Origin of the sequence: Campylobacter estrildidarum (assembly GCF_005406205.1) — a bacterium.
GTDB lineage: Bacteria > Campylobacterota > Campylobacteria > Campylobacterales > Campylobacteraceae > Campylobacter_D > Campylobacter_D estrildidarum.
Window position 1 is genome coordinate 206,704 of the sequence record NZ_NXLZ01000001.1, and the last position, 17,581, is coordinate 224,284.

Annotated in this window: 16 protein-coding genes; 1 reads left to right on the plus strand and 15 read right to left on the minus strand. The window is 29.3% G+C overall.

Annotated features, from left to right (window positions below):
* Positions 1-37 precede the first annotated feature (37 nt).
* From CQA69_RS01015 to CQA69_RS01085, 15 genes are all read right to left on the minus strand, one after another.
* Positions 38-1,843: a menaquinone biosynthesis decarboxylase gene (locus CQA69_RS01015; protein ID WP_137619982.1), complete on the minus strand. Its 1,806-nt coding sequence runs from the start codon at positions 1,841-1,843 to the stop codon at positions 38-40.
* Positions 1,840-2,766 (minus strand): hydroxymethylbilane synthase, encoded by a 927-nt coding sequence (hemC, locus tag CQA69_RS01020; RefSeq protein WP_137619983.1) that lies wholly within the window; start codon positions 2,764-2,766, stop codon positions 1,840-1,842. The genes CQA69_RS01015 and hemC overlap by 4 nt, the downstream gene beginning before the upstream one ends.
* A complete protein-coding gene (locus tag CQA69_RS01025) occupies positions 2,763-3,152 on the minus strand; it encodes an FxsA family protein (protein ID WP_137619984.1) in 390 nt (129 codons plus the stop codon). Before CQA69_RS01025 ends, hemC begins: the two co-directional genes overlap by 4 nt.
* Positions 3,149-4,855: a proline--tRNA ligase gene (locus tag CQA69_RS01030; RefSeq protein ID WP_407924061.1), complete on the minus strand. Its 1,707-nt coding sequence runs from the start codon at positions 4,853-4,855 to the stop codon at positions 3,149-3,151. Before CQA69_RS01030 ends, CQA69_RS01025 begins: the two co-directional genes overlap by 4 nt.
* Positions 4,845-6,140 carry a glutamyl-tRNA reductase gene (gene hemA / locus CQA69_RS01035; protein WP_137619985.1) on the minus strand — a complete coding sequence of 432 codons (1,296 nt, stop codon included), beginning with the start codon at positions 6,138-6,140 and terminating at the stop codon, positions 4,845-4,847. The genes CQA69_RS01030 and hemA overlap by 11 nt, the downstream gene beginning before the upstream one ends.
* Positions 6,140-7,033 carry a polyprenyl synthetase family protein gene (locus CQA69_RS01040; RefSeq protein ID WP_137619986.1) on the minus strand — a complete coding sequence of 298 codons (894 nt, stop codon included), beginning with the start codon at positions 7,031-7,033 and terminating at the stop codon, positions 6,140-6,142. Before CQA69_RS01040 ends, hemA begins: the two co-directional genes overlap by 1 nt.
* 17 nt (positions 7,034-7,050) lie before the next feature.
* On the minus strand, positions 7,051-7,572 hold the full coding sequence (locus tag CQA69_RS01045) for an exporting protein (protein WP_137619987.1): 522 nt from the start codon (positions 7,570-7,572) through the stop codon (positions 7,051-7,053).
* Positions 7,572-7,835 carry a DUF2018 family protein gene (locus tag CQA69_RS01050; RefSeq protein ID WP_137619988.1) on the minus strand — a complete coding sequence of 88 codons (264 nt, stop codon included), beginning with the start codon at positions 7,833-7,835 and terminating at the stop codon, positions 7,572-7,574. The genes CQA69_RS01045 and CQA69_RS01050 overlap by 1 nt, the downstream gene beginning before the upstream one ends.
* Before the next feature lie 104 nt (positions 7,836-7,939).
* Positions 7,940-8,500 carry a 2-oxoacid:acceptor oxidoreductase family protein gene (locus tag CQA69_RS01055; protein WP_137619989.1) on the minus strand — a complete coding sequence of 187 codons (561 nt, stop codon included), beginning with the start codon at positions 8,498-8,500 and terminating at the stop codon, positions 7,940-7,942.
* The gene (locus CQA69_RS01060) at positions 8,497-9,342 is read right to left on the minus strand and encodes a 2-oxoglutarate ferredoxin oxidoreductase subunit beta (protein WP_137619990.1); all 846 of its coding nucleotides are present in this window, start codon (positions 9,340-9,342) and stop codon (positions 8,497-8,499) included. Before CQA69_RS01060 ends, CQA69_RS01055 begins: the two co-directional genes overlap by 4 nt.
* Before the next feature lies 1 nt (position 9,343).
* Positions 9,344-10,468, minus strand: coding sequence for a 2-oxoglutarate synthase subunit alpha (locus CQA69_RS01065; RefSeq protein WP_137619991.1), 1,125 nt, complete (start codon positions 10,466-10,468; stop codon positions 9,344-9,346).
* Between the two features lie 9 nt (positions 10,469-10,477).
* Complete coding sequence (locus CQA69_RS01070; protein WP_137619992.1) at positions 10,478-10,789, minus strand: 4Fe-4S binding protein; 312 nt, start codon at positions 10,787-10,789, stop codon at positions 10,478-10,480.
* A 79-nt stretch (positions 10,790-10,868) separates the two neighbouring features.
* Positions 10,869-11,777, minus strand: a complete 909-nt coding sequence (locus CQA69_RS01075; RefSeq protein ID WP_137619993.1) for a malate dehydrogenase — start codon at positions 11,775-11,777, stop codon at positions 10,869-10,871.
* Entirely contained in the window at positions 11,774-13,978 is a 2,205-nt protein-coding gene (locus tag CQA69_RS01080; protein ID WP_137619994.1) for an NADP-dependent isocitrate dehydrogenase, read from the minus strand. Before CQA69_RS01080 ends, CQA69_RS01075 begins: the two co-directional genes overlap by 4 nt.
* Positions 13,979-14,094: 116 nt before the next feature.
* The gene (locus CQA69_RS01085) at positions 14,095-16,668 is read right to left on the minus strand and encodes a YhdP family protein (RefSeq protein WP_137619995.1); all 2,574 of its coding nucleotides are present in this window, start codon (positions 16,666-16,668) and stop codon (positions 14,095-14,097) included.
* Here CQA69_RS01085 and mltG point away from each other — a divergent pair.
* Complete coding sequence (mltG, locus tag CQA69_RS01090; RefSeq protein WP_137619996.1) at positions 16,583-17,581, plus strand: endolytic transglycosylase MltG; 999 nt, start codon at positions 16,583-16,585, stop codon at positions 17,579-17,581. The two genes, CQA69_RS01085 and mltG, sit on opposite strands and share 86 nt — an antisense overlap.

A 17,581-nucleotide genomic window follows, 5' to 3' on the forward strand; every position in this document is an offset into this window, starting at 1 on the left:
TATATTTTTTACAAGCAAAAAGTGTGCCAATAAATTTTTAACCTACAATTTCAAACTTTTTAAACAATTGCGCATCGTTTTCTAAGATATTTCGCAAAATAAGATCTTTTATTACACTTTCATTACAATCAGTCTGTTTAGGCCAAGTTCTAGCATAACCTTCGATTTCGCCTTTAGTGCTTGCATCTATAGCTAATCTGCACTCTTGTATAAACAAATCTCTTTTTGCATCTATATTATTAACTACACGCCATATAAGCATATAAGGATTTTCTAATTTATTATTTGCATCTAAAAACACTAAAATTCTAAAATGCTTTTTAAATTTCAATAGTTTTTCAAAAACTTGAGAATTTCTTTCTTTTTTATCAAGTAAAATGCAAACTATAGGACTCTTACATTCTTTATAAAATTGTTTTAAACCGATAAGTTCCACTTCGGTTCTAAAAAGTTCTAGCAATTTTTCGTCTTCTAAAATTTCAAGCTCTTCTATCTCATTTTTATCACAAGCATCAAGTCCTGCTTTTCCACCAAAACAAGAATTAGGCGAAGCGTGGTCAAGTTGATCACAAATTCCTTCGCTAATAAGGAGTTTTTCTACACAAAAACGATTGAGTATATAAGGGATTAATGTATCATAATCGTCTAAATTTGGTGCATTTTTATCAACAAAAATTGCATGTTTAACAAAACTCATTTGCCCCACTCCCCAAAAAGCATGCATAATCTGTTGTGCGTGTGCGGGATATTTTGCATCGATTTTAGCTAAAATAAGATTATGAAAAACTCCATTTTCAGGCATTTTATAATCAATCAGATCCGGAACAGAAGTTTGCAAAAGAGGTAAGAAAATGCGCTCAGTTCCAAGCCCCATAATCCTGTCCTCTAAAGGAGGTTTTCCTACAACAGTTGCTTGATAGATGGCATCTTTTTTAGCATAAATTTTTTCAACCTTCATTACAGGAAAAAGCTCTGCAGGGGTATAAAAACCTGTATGATCTCCAAAAGGTCCTTCTATCTTAAATTCTTCCAAGTCTACATAACCCTCTATAACTATATCACTATCAAAAGGAACAAAAACACCATTTTCACAAGGTGTGAGCTTGGCGGGATTTTTTTTGATAAAACCATAGAGCAAAAGTTCAAAAATTCCTTTTGGCAATGGAGCTTGAGAACACCAAATATAAAGTGGATCTCCTCCAATAGCTACACTAACAGGCATTTTTTTAAAACCTGCCTTTTTATACTCATGATAAAAATTAGCACCGTCTTTATGGATTTGCCAATGCATCAAAAGTTCATTTTCTCCACTTACTTGCAAACGATACATTCCAAGATTATTTTGAGTTTTATCTAAATTATGAGTATAAACTTGCCCCATTGTAATAAATTTTCCAGCATCATCTGCCCAAGTTTTGAGTATAGGAAGTTCTTTAAGAGAAGTTAAAATTTCATAATTATATAAAGCTTTATCGTCTTTTAATCTTTTAGGCGGAACATTTTTAAGGCTTAACAAATTTAAGAAAAAATCCATTTTCGCTTTAAAATTTGTAGGAATATGAAGTTTGGTTAATTTTGAAATTTCATTAGCCACCTCATTAAAATCTCTTCCAAAAGCTAAATTTAAAGCTTTTTTATTACAAAAAGTATTCATTAAAACTGGAAATTTATATTTTTTTTCCAACTTTTTATCTATGGGATTTTTAAAAAGTAAAGCTTTTCCCTCTTCCATTTTTTTTGCTTCTATATAAGCTAAATGTGGAATTTCAAGATTTACATCTACAGGATCTTCTATAATTTTTAATAAATTATTCTCCTTTAAAATCTGGATAAAATCTTTCATATCATACCCTCTGCTTTTTTTAAAAGTTCTTTAGCGCCTTTATTTATAAATTCTCTTGCTAAAATTTTTCCAAAACCTTTAAAATCATTTTTTTTGATTATTTTTTTATCTTTTAAAATTTGACTTGCGTCAGGTAAGCCAAGTATAGCACGAATACAAATTGTATCTTCTTTAAGTTCTGCATTAATCCCTATAGGAACTTGACATCCACCCTCTAAAGTGGCGATAAATTCTCTTTCTATGGTAGTTTCTATTAAAGTATTTTCATCATTTAAGCATTTTAGCAAATCTAAAATTTTCACATCTTCAATACTTTCTATACCTAAAGCTCCTTGAGATGCAGCGGGAATTAATTCATCTTTGCTAAATTCATAAATAAAATTAACTTCCTTATCTAAGCCTAAACGTTTAATACCTGCTATAGCAAGTATAATAGCATCAAAATCACCATTTTTTAATTTTTCTATACGAGAATTTACATTTCCGCGTAAAGAAATAATCTCTAAATCAGGTCTTAATAATAAAAGTTGCATTTTACGTCTTAAACTTGTTGTGCCTATTTTTGCTCCTTTGGGTAATGAAGAAAAATCTTGATATTTTTGACTAAGCATTGCATCATTACTTTTTTCTCTTTTACTTACAGCTGCTAAGACTAAACCTTTTGGAAAAAAGCTTGGAACATCTTTTAAACTATGCACTGCCAAATGAGCTTCATTACGAAGCATACTTTCTTCAAGTTCTTTTGTAAAAAGCCCCTTGCCACCAATTTTAGCCAAAGGAGAATCAAGTAAAACATCTCCTTTTGTTTTAAATCCCTCTAAAATAACTTCTATATTATGTTCATTTTTTAAAATTTGAGCTATATACTCGCTTTGCCAAAGAGCTAATGCACTTTTTCTTGTAGCTATAATTAATTGATTCATTTTTCTTCCTCTATGATTTCAACATCAATGATTTCTTCGTTAGAATTTTGGCTTTTTTTATGCGTATATTTATATTTTGTTTTTGTCATAATTTCTAAAAAAAGACCAAATAAAAAAACTAAAAATCCAAAAATACTCGTAATCACTCCTGGAAAAATAAATAAAAACCCTGCAACCACAAAGGAAAATTGTGTTAACATATTTTTAAAACTTGTCATTTGAAATTCAAGCATATTTTTCCAAAAAATTCCTAAAAGTATAACACCAAATATCAGGCTTAATAAAATAAAAATTAAGAAATTTCCAAAGCCAAAAAACATAATAAATAAAAAACTACAAACGATTTCTAAAATAAATAAAGGACTTAATTTAAGTTTATAATTCATAATATTTTCTTCTTTAAAATTTCTATGATATGTTCTGTTTTAACAAGTTCTTTATTTAAATTTTCTCTTTGAATTAGTTCTATTTCATTATTTTGTAAACCTTTACCAATTATCAACGCATAAGGAAAACCCATTAGTTCAAAATCATTCATTTTTACACCAAAACGTTCATTTCTATCATCAAGTAATGCTTCTATACCTAAATCTTTCAATTGCATATAAAGCTCGTTTGCAAATTTACAAGCTTCTTCATCTTTGATATTTGAAATTATAATATCAACCACAAAAGGAGCTAGAGTTTGATTCCAAATACAACCCTTTTCATCGTGACTCGCTTCAACTGCAACAGCAACTAAACGTGAAACTCCTATTCCATAGCATCCCATATGAAAAGCTTGACTTTTACCATTTTCATCTAAAAAATATGCATTCATAGCATTAGAATATTTTTGACCGAGTTTAAAAATATGCCCTACTTCTATGCCTTTACTCTTTTTTAGTTTTCCGCCACATTTTACACAACAATCGTTTTCTTTAACCTCTACTAAATCTTTAAAGCGATCTTTGTTTAAATTAACAACATCAATTCCTATTAAATGATAATCTTTTTCATTTGCACCAACAATCATTTGTTTTTCATTTTCAAGCTCTTGATCGAGATAAAAATCTACATTTTTAAGCCCTACAAATCCGATAAAACCAGGAATTAATCCCGCATCAATCAGTTCGCTTTCATCTGCATCAATAAGCTCTAAAGCCTTACAAGCGTTTTGTGCTTTAACTTCTTGCAAATCATCACATCCACGTATAAAAAATACGACCAATTTGCTTTCATTCTCATAGATAGCTTTTTTTGCAACAGCTTTGATAGTGTAAAATTCATCAATCTTGAAAAAATCGGCCAATTCTTTAATGCTTTTAACATCAGGCGTATGAAATTTACTCGCATAGCTAGCTTCTGGGCGTTCATTTTTACAAGTTTGTTTAGCTCTTTTCGCCGCTTCAATATTTGCCGCATAATCACAATTTTCACAAAGTAAAATATCATCTTCTCCATTTTTTGCCAAAACCATAAATTCTTTAGATCCGCTCCCACCAATTGCTCCACTATCAGCTTCAACGGCTCTAAATTCAAGCCCCATTCTTGTTAAAATACGAGAATATGTTTCAAACATCAGATCAAATTCACGCGTTAAATCTTCTTCATTTTTATGAAAGCTATAGCCATCCTTCATTAAGAATTCTCTACATCTTAAAAGCCCAAAACGCGGACGTGCTTCATCTCTAAATTTCCAACCAATTTGATATAAATGCAAAGGAAGTTGTTTATAGCTTGTAATTTTATTTTTAACCAAAGAAAGCATAGCCTCTTCATGAGTTGGTCCTAAAACAAAATCATTTTCCTTTCTATCTTTAAAACGCAAAAGCTCTTTTCCAAAAACATTATAACGCCCACTTTCTTGCCACAAATTAGCCGGCGTAACAAAACTTAAATTTACTTCTTGTGCACCAACTTTATCCATTTCTTCTTTAACAATGATACGAATTTTATCTAAAACTCTTTTTCCTAAAGGCAAAAAATTATAAAGTCCACTACCAATTTGCTCTATAAACCCTGCACGCATTAAAAATATATGACTTGGCAAACTTGCATCTTTTGGGGTTTCTTTTGTGCTTGGTGCATATAGCTGGCTAAATTTCATTATCATTCTCCATATCAAATTCACATTTATATTGGTTTAAACCTTCAAGATCATTATTTAAGTCAAAAACATAACGCATAGCATTAATTACTGTATCGCTTTGAATTTTTCCTTGAAGATGTTTCAAATTTATAGTTGGTGTATGTAAAAAAGCTTTAAACACCTGATGAATAAGCTTTCGTGCTTCGTTTTCATCAGAATATTTTAAATATCCCTTTTTTAATGCGATATTAAGTTGCACTTCTGCACATTCTTTAGCTTGCAAACGAATTGCTTTAATAATAGGACTAAGTGCTAAATCATTTAAATATTTAAAAAAATTTGCTGTTTCTTGGCCTATAATGCTATATGCCATACGAGCTTCATTTTCTCTTAAAGTCATATTTTTTTGTACAACTTCTTGAAGATCATCAACTGCAAAAACAATTATTTTATCATTTTTATCTATATCAATATCACGAGGAACGGCAATATCAAAAAAATATCGTTTATGTTGAACCTCATCAATCAATGAATTGGTTATAATGGCATCAGGTGCATTAGTGGCTGAGAAAAAAAGTTCATAACTATCTAAATAATTTTTTAAATTATCTAAGCTATCATATTTACTTGAATTTCCTAATTTTTCGCAAAGTTGGCTCGCTTTTTGAATATCACGATTTAAAATAATAACTCTAGCACCACTAGCAATTAAATGTTTTGCCGTAAGTTCTGCCATTTCTCCTGCACCTATAACTATAGCTTGTTTTTGTGCTAAATCTAAAAGCTCTTTTGCATTAGCCACAGCTACACTCGCCACAGAAATAGGATTTTTTGAAATTTGAGTTTCATTGCGAATCTTAGCAGCACATTTAAAAGCATAATGCACAGCTCTTGAAAGATGGGTTTTGCAAAATTCATTTTTTATGGAAAAAGAAAAAGCATCTTTAATTTGACCTACAATTTGAGTTTCTCCAATAACAAGGCTATCTAAAGAACTTGCCACTGAAAAAAGATGGTGTATGGCTCCGCTATCTTCAAAAATATCGGCTTTTTTAAATAATTCATCTTGATCGACATCACACAATAAAGCTAAAGATTTTATAATAAAATTTACACAAGATTTTTTAACAAAAGCTATAATTTCAACACGATTACAGGTACTAATGACTAAACATTCTTCAATATTTTCATAAGTTTTTAACATACGCAAAAATTCATATTTTTTTGCTTCATCTGAAAAACTTAATCTTTCTCTTAAAGCAATGTCTGTATTTTTATGGGTAAAAGAAATACAATAATACATTAAAAATCCCTATCTGTTATTGCTTTAACAATATCTTTTAACTTTTGATTAGAATATTTATCTATAGCATCTATTGCATTTTTAGTATATTTTTTGACTTCTAAAACTGATTTTTCTAAAATTTCTTTTTCTTTAAATCGAGTTTTTATCCACAAATTTTCTTCTTCATTTAGATCTTTTCGAAATAAATTTTTTAATTTAACCTTTTCTTCCTTATCTAGATTTTCAAAAAGATAAATATAAGGCAAGGTAGTTTTTCCTTCTTTAAAATCAGCCATAGCAGGCTTACCTAAGGTTTTATCATCACCCTTAATGTCTAAAATATCATCAACCATCTGAAAAGCAAGTCCTAAATTCTTTCCATATTCTCCAAAGGAACTCTCATCATAACCTGCTAAGATAGCTCCACATTTTGCACTTGCCTCGATCAAAACTGCTGTCTTATTATAAATCATTGTAAGATATTTTTCTTTATCTGTATTAAAATTTTTGCTTAAATTTACATCCATAAGCTCACCTATAGCAAGTTTTACAACCGCATCAGAAATAATACTTGCAAATCGAGCATTCATCTGGCTTAGTTCATAAAAAGCTTTAGAATACAAAATATCCCCTAGCATTAAAGCATTTTTAGTCCCAAATTCATAATTTACAGATTTTGAACCTCTTCTAAGATTACTTTCATCGATAATATCATCATGTAACAAACTGGCTAAATGTATAAGCTCGATTGCTGCACAAATTTTTAAAGACTCTTTGCTTTCTCCTGCAATAGCTAAAAGTAATTTTGAACGCAATTTTTTACCCGATCTAACATTAGAAAGCATTTCTAAAATAGGCTCATAATTAAGTTCTTTTAAAAATTGTTTTATTAAATCATCAATTGCTTCCATATTTAATCCCTTATTTACTATTTTTCCCAATTTGTAAGTGGTTTCACTTGCGGTTTATTTAAATCAATCATAGGAACGACTTGATTATTTTTTGGCGGATTTGTAAGTGGTTTTTTTCTTGGATCTAAAAATTCCACCATCACACGAGACTCCTTATCTTCAATATAAACTGTAAAAGTTGCTAAACCTTTATTATAACCACTAAATTCTAAAATAAGTCTTGCTCTATCTATATTTGGATTAGTATAATCAGGAATTAAAGTTTGTGTTACCCAGTCTAAATTTCTACGCAAACTCATTACAAATTGACGTGGATATTTTCGAAATTTAGAATGTACAATTATATTTGTATTATCAAATAAAGTCCAATAAAAATCAAAATTTTGAATCTTATCTTCATAACCAATTTCTTTAATTTGAACACTTGCCCTTTCGTCTTTTTTTAGAACAAATTTATAAGTATATTCAAAAGTAGGAGCTGCATTCAAATTGCTTAAAAAAAATAATGATATAAAAAAATTACTCAAAAATTTTTGCATTAGCCTTCGTGTCCTAAAATTTTTACACCCAATTCTATATAAATATCATTTTGTCTTTGTTCTATAAAATCTCCATTTTCAAGTATGAAATTTTTAACATCTATTTCATTTAAACCTTGTTTTTCCAAAAGTTCTATCATAGCAATATACTCAGAGAAAAAATTTTCAAAGACTTTCTCCAAAGCTCCCAAATTTCCATTCTGTATTATTTCTATAAATTTTTCTTTAGGAGTTTTGTTAAACATTTCATCAAAAATATCCATTGTTTTCCTTGAAAATATAAGTTTTTGATTATAAAATTTTAATCGTTAAAAGTAGCTAAATTAAAAAACTAGAAAAGATTTTGAGGTTTTTAAACCTCAAAAAATTACAAAGACTTCGGTTTAGTTTCTTTTGCATATTTAATGCCCAAATCAAAGGCTTTTGAATTTGCATCACGGGTTTTTGATGGAACCATATGAAGCATTGTTTCTTTTAAAACTTCTAAATCAATACATTGACTCATATAAGCAGCAATGGCTAAAGCTACAACAGATTGAGTTGCGACATTGCCTACCTCATCTTTGGCTATAGTAATGATTGGAATTTCAAAAATCTGCCATCTTTTATAATCTTCATTTTCAGGATGTACTAAATTAGGTTCTACAACGATAATTCCACCTTCTTTTACACCACTGCGAAAACCCTTATAACCCTTATCAGCAGTTGAAAGCATAAAATTAACTTCTCCTTCTATAGCATAAGGAAAAAGAATTTCTTTATCATCTATGATAATATCTACTTTTGTAGGACCTCCTCGCACTTGAGAAGTGTAAGTAGAGGCTTTAAAAGCTTGACGTCCTTCTTTAATGGCTGCTTCAGCTAAAATTTCTCCCGCAGTGATCACTCCTTGACCACCTTCACCACCGAATCTTAATTGATATTTCATTTTAAAGCTCCTAAATCTACCATTCTTTTTTCCTTAGCTGCACGACGCACTTCTTCATAAGCTTGGCAATATTCTGGTTGAGAATTATCCTCGTGAAGTATTCCTGTTGGAAATTTATCTTTTCTTTCTTCAAAATCCATACTTTCAAACTTAGTCTTATCTACAACGCGATTTTTAATCCAATCAAGCATTGCAGTTGCTTCTCCCATTTTATTTTTTCTTCCTAGATTGATATGACAATTTGAAAAAACATCTACAAAACTATAACCTTTGTGAGCTAAAGCCTTATAAATTAAATTCTCAAGTTTATTAGCCTCTATAACATTTCCTCTTGCAACAAAAGAAGCTCCTGCAGCCTTTGTTAATTCACAAGCATCAAAATTCGGATCGATATTTCCAAATTGTGCAGTTACCGTGTAAAAACCCTTTGGAGTTGTTGGAGAAGTCTGAGAATTTGTAAGTCCATAAATAAAATTATTGATCACTATGTGGGTTAAATCTATATTTCTACGACAACCATGTATAGTATGATTTCCACCAATTGCTAAAGTATCACCATCTCCACTTACAACTATCACGTGTTTTGTAGGATTTGCTAGTTTTATTCCTGTTGCATAGGCAATAGCTCTACCATGTGTAGTATGTACAGTATTGCAATTTACATAAGAACTCATTCTACCGCTACAACCAATCCCTGAAACAAGACAAACATCATCCATATTCCAACCAAGTTTTTCTATTGCACGGATAATACATTTTAAAACAACACCATCGCCGCATCCCCAACACCACTGAGTTGGAAGTTTATCTGTTCTTAAATATTCATCATAATTAAATGCCATTTTATATATTCTCCTTTACTTTTGCAATGATTTCACTAGGGGTTATAGGACGACCATTTGCACGATGTAAGCTAATAAAATCGCGACGTGAAGACACTCTCTCAATTTCTTCAAGATATTGTCCCATATTAAGTTCGCTTACCATAACTTTTTTAAATTTACTTACCACTTCGGCAATTTTTTTCTCTGCTACAGGATAAAGAGTAATAGGACGAAAAAGTCCTGCTTTGATACCTTCTTCTCTAAGTCTAATAATAGCCTCTTTTGCAGAACGACTCACACTTCCATAGGCTATGATTAAAAATTCAGCATCTTCGAGCATATATTCTTCATAGGCGCAAATATCTTCACGATTGTTATTAATCTTACCTATAAGTCTTTCTATATTTTTCTTTACTATAGTACCATCTTCAGTTGGAAAGCCTATATCTCCATGGTGAAGTCCTGTTACGTGATAACGATAACCTGTAAAGAAAGGATTTAGAGTTGCTGGTTCATTTTCATTAGCCGCATAAGGTTTATAATCTTTTTTATTTCCTTCGAATTTTTTACGATTATAGATTTTAATATCTTTTAAATCTGGCAATACTGCTTTTCCATTCATATGTCCAACAGTTTCATCCATAAGCAAAAATACTGGAGTCATATATTTTTCAGCCAAATTAAAAGCCCTTATAGTCTCTAAATACGCCTCTTCAAGAGAAGCAGGCGCGATAGCTATACTTGCAAAATCTCCGTGAGTAGGTGCTTTTGCTTGAAACAAATCTCCTTGTGCTACTCTTGTTGGAAGACCTGTTGATGGGCCTCCACGCATAACATTGACAATCACAAGTGGAATTTCGGCAATAAACGCAAGTCCAATTTGCTCTGCTTTTAAAGAAATTCCTGGACCGCTACTTGCTGTCATAGCCTTTACTCCGCTCATTGCTGCACCGATTGCTACGCTAATTCCTGAAATCTCATCTTCCATTTGTATAAAAGTCCCATCATTTGCAGGAAGCATGTGACTTAATTCGTGTGCAATTTCGCTACTTGGAGTAATAGGATAACCACCAAAAAATTTACATCCACAATCAATTGCTGCTTGTGCAATTAAAACATTACCTGTTGCTATAACTTCTCTCATTATTTTTTCCTATGCCAATTTTTTATACTTGTTGTTTTTTACGGCTAAAGCTCTATCTTTAGCTTCTGGAGTAAGTTTAGCAAATTTAAACTCATCTCTTTTTGCCACCATAATTGCAAAATCTGGACAATGTGTTTCACATTCAGTACAACCTATGCAAGATTCTGGATGCACAACTTCTATCATTTGTCCCAAAACTGCATGTACATCATCACGCATAGCTAAAACTCCTGCTGGACAATAGCTTACGCAAATATTACAAGCCTTACACCGAAATTCATCTACCCAAACTGGGATATTTTTTGGAGCTACTACACTCATATATTTCCTTTGTTAAATTAATTTTTTATATCATATAATTATTTTTTTAAATTATATTTAAAATTCTTTTTCTCAATCATTATTCTTTATCTCCTTTATATTGATATTTACTTAAAGATTGTTCCAACTTTTGTTTTTCTTGTACACTGAGTTCCATTTTCATAATTTCAATAACGCCTTCAAATCCCAATCTTGCCATAACTCCTAAAGCTTTATTCTTAACACCAAAATCTCCATGCAAAATAACACTCATAGGTAGAAATTCTCCGCTTCTAATTGATTCTATCATCCTAATGCAAGCACTAGCAGGTGCTAAATAAGCTGAATTTTTTAAGTATTTTATAACTTTAGCGCCACCTGTTTTAACTTCATTTTCCAAATCTTCAAACTCTTCTTCACTTAAAAAATCATCTATGCTTTTATTATTAACCTTTGCATAAGATTTCACCAAAACCATATCATCATTGTGAAAGCCTATAAGTCTAGTATCTACTCTTGATACTTTGACATTTAATTTTTTAGCAACTTCGTATTTAAAACGCGCGTTATCTAAAATTCCAGCCATTGCAACAATTTTTTTAGACGAAAAAAGCCTACTTTCATATAAGGTATTAAGCAAAAAATCTACAGGATTAGTTAGAACAATAAAAAGTGGATCAGGGATAAACTCTTTAATTTTTTTTGCACAATCTAATAAAATACTTGCATTTAATTGCAAAAGTTCTTCTCTGCTTTGCCCGTCTTTTCTCGTAAAACCTGCACCAAAAACAACTATATCGGAATTTTGAGTATATTTATAATCTTGAGTGCAAATTAAATCAATGTCTAAATTCAAAGCAGCTATACTTTGAGCAAGTTCCAATTCTTTTGCAATCAATAATTCTTCATTAATATCAATCAAAACAATCTGACTTACTAACTCGCGCAAAATCAAGCCATAAGAAAGACTTGATCCGATATTACCTGCACCTATAATTGTAATTTTCATCTTTGCTCTATTTTCTGTATAATAGCATTAAAAGTTACACTTGGACGCATAATTTTCTCTGCTTTTTTATCATCAAATTTATAATATCCGCCTAAATCAATCTCGATTCCTTGAGTATTATTAAATTCAGATCTAATTTTTTCTTCATTAGAAGAGAATTCTAAAGCAATATCTTTAAAAAAAGTTTGAAGTTCTATATCATTTGCTTGTCTTGCTAAATGATTTGAAAAATACATAGCCAAATAAAAATGACTAGTGCGATTATCATCTTCTTTAACTTTTCTTGAAGGAGTTTTGTTATTTTCAAGCCAATCTCCAATAGCTTCATCTAAACATTCTGCTAAAACTTTAGCTTTATGGTTGTTGCATTTATTGGCATAAAATTCCAAACTCGCTTGCAAAGCTAAAAATTCACCCAAACTATCCCAGCGTAAATGATTTTCCTTAACCAATTGTTCTACTTGCTTAGGTGCTGATCCACCTGCTCCTGTTTCAAACATAGCACCCCCGTTTAACATAGGTACAACTGAAAGCATTTTAGCACTTGTTCCAAGTTCTAAAATAGGAAAAAGATCAGTTAAATAATCCCTTAAAACATTACCCGTAATAGAAATAACATCTTTGCCGGATCGAATAAGTTCTAAACTTCTCAAACATGCTTCTTTTGGAGACATAATAGCTATAACTTTACCCTTCTCTTTTAAGCGATTTTGAACCAAATCTATCATAATTTTATTACTTGCTCTTTTAGAATCTAGCCAAAAAATTGCTTCATTTCCAGTTAATTCAGCTCTTTCAATACCTAAATCTATCCAATTAAGTACGGCATCAAATTTTGCCTGATTTACTCTATAAATATCCCCTTTTTTTACCTTATGCTCAAGTAAAATTTTGCCATTAAAAACAATTTTAAAAATTCCGTCTTCTTTAGCGACAAAAGTTTTATCGTGTGAGCCATATTCTTGTGCCTTTTTTGCCATCAAACCTACATTGGAAACACTACCTAGTTTTGCAGGATTTAAAGTGCCATTTTTGCACAAATCTTCAAGTACTGCCTCATAAATAGTTGCATAGGTTTGATCAGGAATAACCGCATTGGTATCTTTTAATTTACCTTCTTTATCCCATAATTTTGCTCCATTTTTAAGCATTGCCGGCATAGAAGCATCTACAATCACATCGCTTGGAACATGTAAATTTGTAATACCTTTATCAGAATTAACCATAGAAATTTCAGCAGATTGAGACAAAATTTCATTATATTTCTTTAAAATGGCTTCTTTTTTAGCAGAATTTTCAATTTTTACCAAAAGCTCACTTAAACCATTATTCGGATTTATTCCTATTTTTTCAAATTCTTCACTAAATTCATCAAATAATTCTTTAAAAAATATTTTAAGAGCATAACCAAAAAGTATAGGATCACTAACTTTCATCATAGTTGCTTTTAAATGAAGTGAAAAAAGTACATCGTTATCTTTGCTTACTTGAATTTCTTTAGCAAAAAATTTCTCTAGTTTTTTTACATCCATAAAAGTAGCATCTAAAATTTCATTCTTCTCAAGCTTTAAATCTTTTTTTAAAACTTCATTCTTTCCATCTCTTGATAAAAATTCAATACTGGCTATACAATCTTGTTCAACCAAAACAGCTTTCTCGTTTGAGAAAAAATCTCCTTCTTTCATATAAGAAACACAAGTTTTAGATTTTGGATCAAAATCGCTAATACGATAAGGATTATTTTTAGCATAATCTTTTACAGCCTTGGTAGAACGACGATCTGAATTACCTTGCCTAAGAACAGGATTAACCGCTGAGCCTAAAACTTTTTGATATTTTGCTTTTATTTGAATTTCTTCATCATTTTTTGGCTCATCTGGGTAATTTGGTAACATATAACCTTTATCCTGTAATTCTTTAATGGCTGATTTCAGCTGAGGAATAGAAGCTGAAATATTAGGAGTTTTGATTATATTTGCATCCGGTTTTTTTACAAGTTCTCCTAAAAACACTAAGGCATCTTCACATTTTTGTTCATCTTTTAAATAGTCATTAAAGGTTGCTAAAATTCTTCCAGATAAAGAAATATCAGAGGTTTTAACCCCTATATGTGCTCTACTTAAAAAAGCTTTTACTATTGGCAAGAACGAATAAGTAGCCAATGCGGGAGATTCATCTGTTAAAGTGTAAGTAATTTGCATTTTTTATCCTTCTTAAAGTGCTAATTTTTTATATAACTTAAGTATATTACAATTATAAAAAAATGCAAGAGTAATTTTAAAGTTTATTTTAGTTTTAGCAAAATTTTATTACTTTTTTAATTAAATAAATTTGCAGGAAGTTGTATAATATTTTTAATTAAATTAAATGGAGTTTTTAAAGTATCGCTTAAAATTTGAGTATGAAAGCTCGGATTATCAAGTGTTCCATCAACTTTAATATTTGTGCTGATTTGCTGATTTTTTCCTAAAATTACATAATTTAAAATTGGAACTTTTGAAATCGTTTCAGAAGCTGATTTTAATGTCCTTAATTCCAAATCTAAATCTATAGTATAAAGACGTAAGTTTGCACTTCCTAATCCATAAATATCAACACTATCCCCATTTATTTTAATCGCACTAAAGCTTAATAAATCTTTTTTTCGGTTAAAAATAATTCTTCCATCTTGAAAATTTAAACCCTTTTGGTTAAAGGTTGGGGTTTTAAACATTAATAGGCTAGGAACTGTATCTATAAAAGAAATCAATTGATTAATTCCTTTTAAATCCTTAATAAAAGTGTTTTTGAAATCAAATTCTCCATCAAAATAATCAACTCCGCTTCCGACTATGCTTAAATTAAAAATACCATCTTGTACAGCTTGCTTTTGTAAAAATTCATTCAAATATTGATCATCTATGTTTTTAGCAAAGAATTTCAAATCATTTGGACTATAATAAAAACTTAAATTTGTATTGCCTCTTGAACCTCTAGCACTTAAAACATTTTCATTTAACTTAACTTCTATTTTATCAAAAGCCAAAGTTTTATTTAAATCTCCCAATACTAAAGAAAAATTGGCACCGCCAAAAACAATATTTTGTTTATTTTTATTAATATCAAAAATAGAGTCGGAAGAATTTGTATCTTTTTTGTAAATATAGGTTAAATTCTTAACTTGAATTTCTTTTTTTAGCGGGGTAATTACAGCACTTATTAAATCACTTTGGGTATTAATATTAATAGTATCTTTTTGTTTCATTATACTCAAACTATCTCTGTAAGGAACTTGATCTTTAGTTAATAAATTACCATCAAAAGAAATATCTTGTGCTTGCAAATTAAAATTTTGAAAATTCTCCCCATTAAAATAAATATTCTTAGCATCTAAAAAACCAAATTTTTTAAGTATGGGAGAATGGGTAATAAAAACATTAGGATTATTTAAATTTACCTCTATTTTATCCTTGAAATTTAATGTTGAATTCCAATTTGGTATATCTAATTGTAAATTTTGAGAATAATCCAAATTAATGATAATATTTTGATTTTTCATATCCAATAGCTTTCCATCATCAAAATAAAATCTTGAAATTTGAGTATCAAACACTCCTTTATGATTTTGTAAATCTATTTTAGCATTGAAATTAGCTTGTAAAAAATCATTTTTTATGTTGGCATTTTCTATATTTAAATCATTTTGATTAAGCCTAATTAAAGCTTTAGAAATGTTAAAATCGAATAAAGATAAATTGGTATTTTCTAAAGATAAATTAGCATCTTCTAAAAAAAATATACCGTTATGGATGACTTGACCTTTTTCATGAAAATAAACCTTAAGCTCTAAATCTCCTTTAAGATTTCCACTTGTTTGATAAAAAGGCAATTTGAAATGATAATTTTGCAAAGCTCGTGCAAGTTTTTGATCAAATTTTAAATTATCTGATTTTATACGCAAATAAATTCCAATTTTTTTTTCATCAAATAAATCGAATAAATAAACTTTACTTTGACTTAAATCTGCTCCATTATATGAAGCTTTTTGAAATTGAAAATCTAATTTTTGATTACTTAAATTTAAATCAAGCCTTGGAAATTCAATAGCATTCATATAATTATCTAAACGAACTTTTACATTATTTACATAACCAAAAGCACTGATATTATCAAAATAATAATTATTTCTAGCAAAATCGATAAAACCTTGTATAAAATCAAAATGATAAAAACCGCCTACAGCATTATGTGTTATCCAAAGATCTACACTTTTTGGCAAAACTACCTTTCTTTTTATCTTGCTCATAATGCCAATAAAATCTTTAATATTAACATCCTCTATCTTGTAAGCTAAATTTTTATTTTTATAAGAAATACTAACATTAAAATCGATAAAATCACTTCTTGCTATACCATTAAAATTATAAAATTCACTTTTGGTATTAATACTTAAATTTCCAACAATACTTAAATTATAATCTTTAAATAATACTTTTTTAATTTCAGCATTGATATTTTTATTTTGTTCAAATAAAGAAAGTTTGACAAATAATAAATCATTGTCCATAAAAAATTCATTATTTTTAAATAATAAACGTGCTTGATTATCTTTTACATTAAAACTTTGAATATCAACCTCTTCGAAAAAAGCATAAAAATATTTTAAATTTTTAACAATATCTAAAAATTCTTTAGAACCAAAATTAGCTTCATTGCGTGAAGATTCATCTGTTTTTATAGTAATATTTTTCGCTCGTAAAATAAGTTTTTTATCTAATTTAATATATAATTGTTCAAGTTTTAAAAAATCAAATTGGATACTAGAGATGAACAACCCATTCTTTAATGCTAAAAATGTAATCAACAATAATGCAAATAATACTGCAAATGTGTATAAAATTTTTTTCTTCATTCGTAATTTCTTATTAATATTTATTTTGGGAATTTTTTATTATCTTATTCAACCTTTAAAAAGCAATCCTGTTGTTTTTTTACCACAAGGTTCTATTGGTCAAATTATATCACATCTAAAACAAAATAAATATGAAATGAGTCCGATTGATAAATATATTTTATTTTTTCTAGGACATCCTCAATCTGGTTGGATTAATATAGGTACGCAAAAACTAAATAGAATAGAATTTTTACATAAATTAACTGTAGCTAAAGCTGCACTTGAAACAATCACTTTAATTCCAGGAGAAACTAGTATCGTTTTTTTAGAACAAACTGCTAAGAAATTAAAACTTGATAAAAATTTACTTTTATTTGAATTTCAAAAACAATCTCCTTACTCTGAAGGAGTTTTTTTACCAGAAACTTATAAAATTCCAAAAGGAATAACTGAAAATTTATTAATACAAATTTTACTCAACTATTCAGAAAAATCAAATCAAAAAACTTCTGAAAAAATTTTTGGAGAATACAACCCTAAAAAATGGCATCAATACATCATAACAGCTTCTATTATTCAAAAAGAGGCCGCCAATGAAGCCGAAATGCCTGTAGTTGCAAGTGTAATTTATAATCGCATTAAAAAAGGAATGAGACTTCAAATGGATGGAACCTTAAACTATGGGATTTATTCTCATGAAAAAATCACACCTCAAAGAATAAGAGAAGACAATAGTTTTTATAATACTTATAAATTTGAAGGTTTGCCAAAGGAAGCAGTTTGTAATGTATCTTTAGCTGCTATTCGTGCAGCGATTTTTCCAGCAAAGACTGATTATTTATATTTTGTACGTGATAAAAATACTGGAGTTCATATTTTTACTACAAATTTAAATGATCACAATAAAGCTATTAATTTACAAAAAAACTAA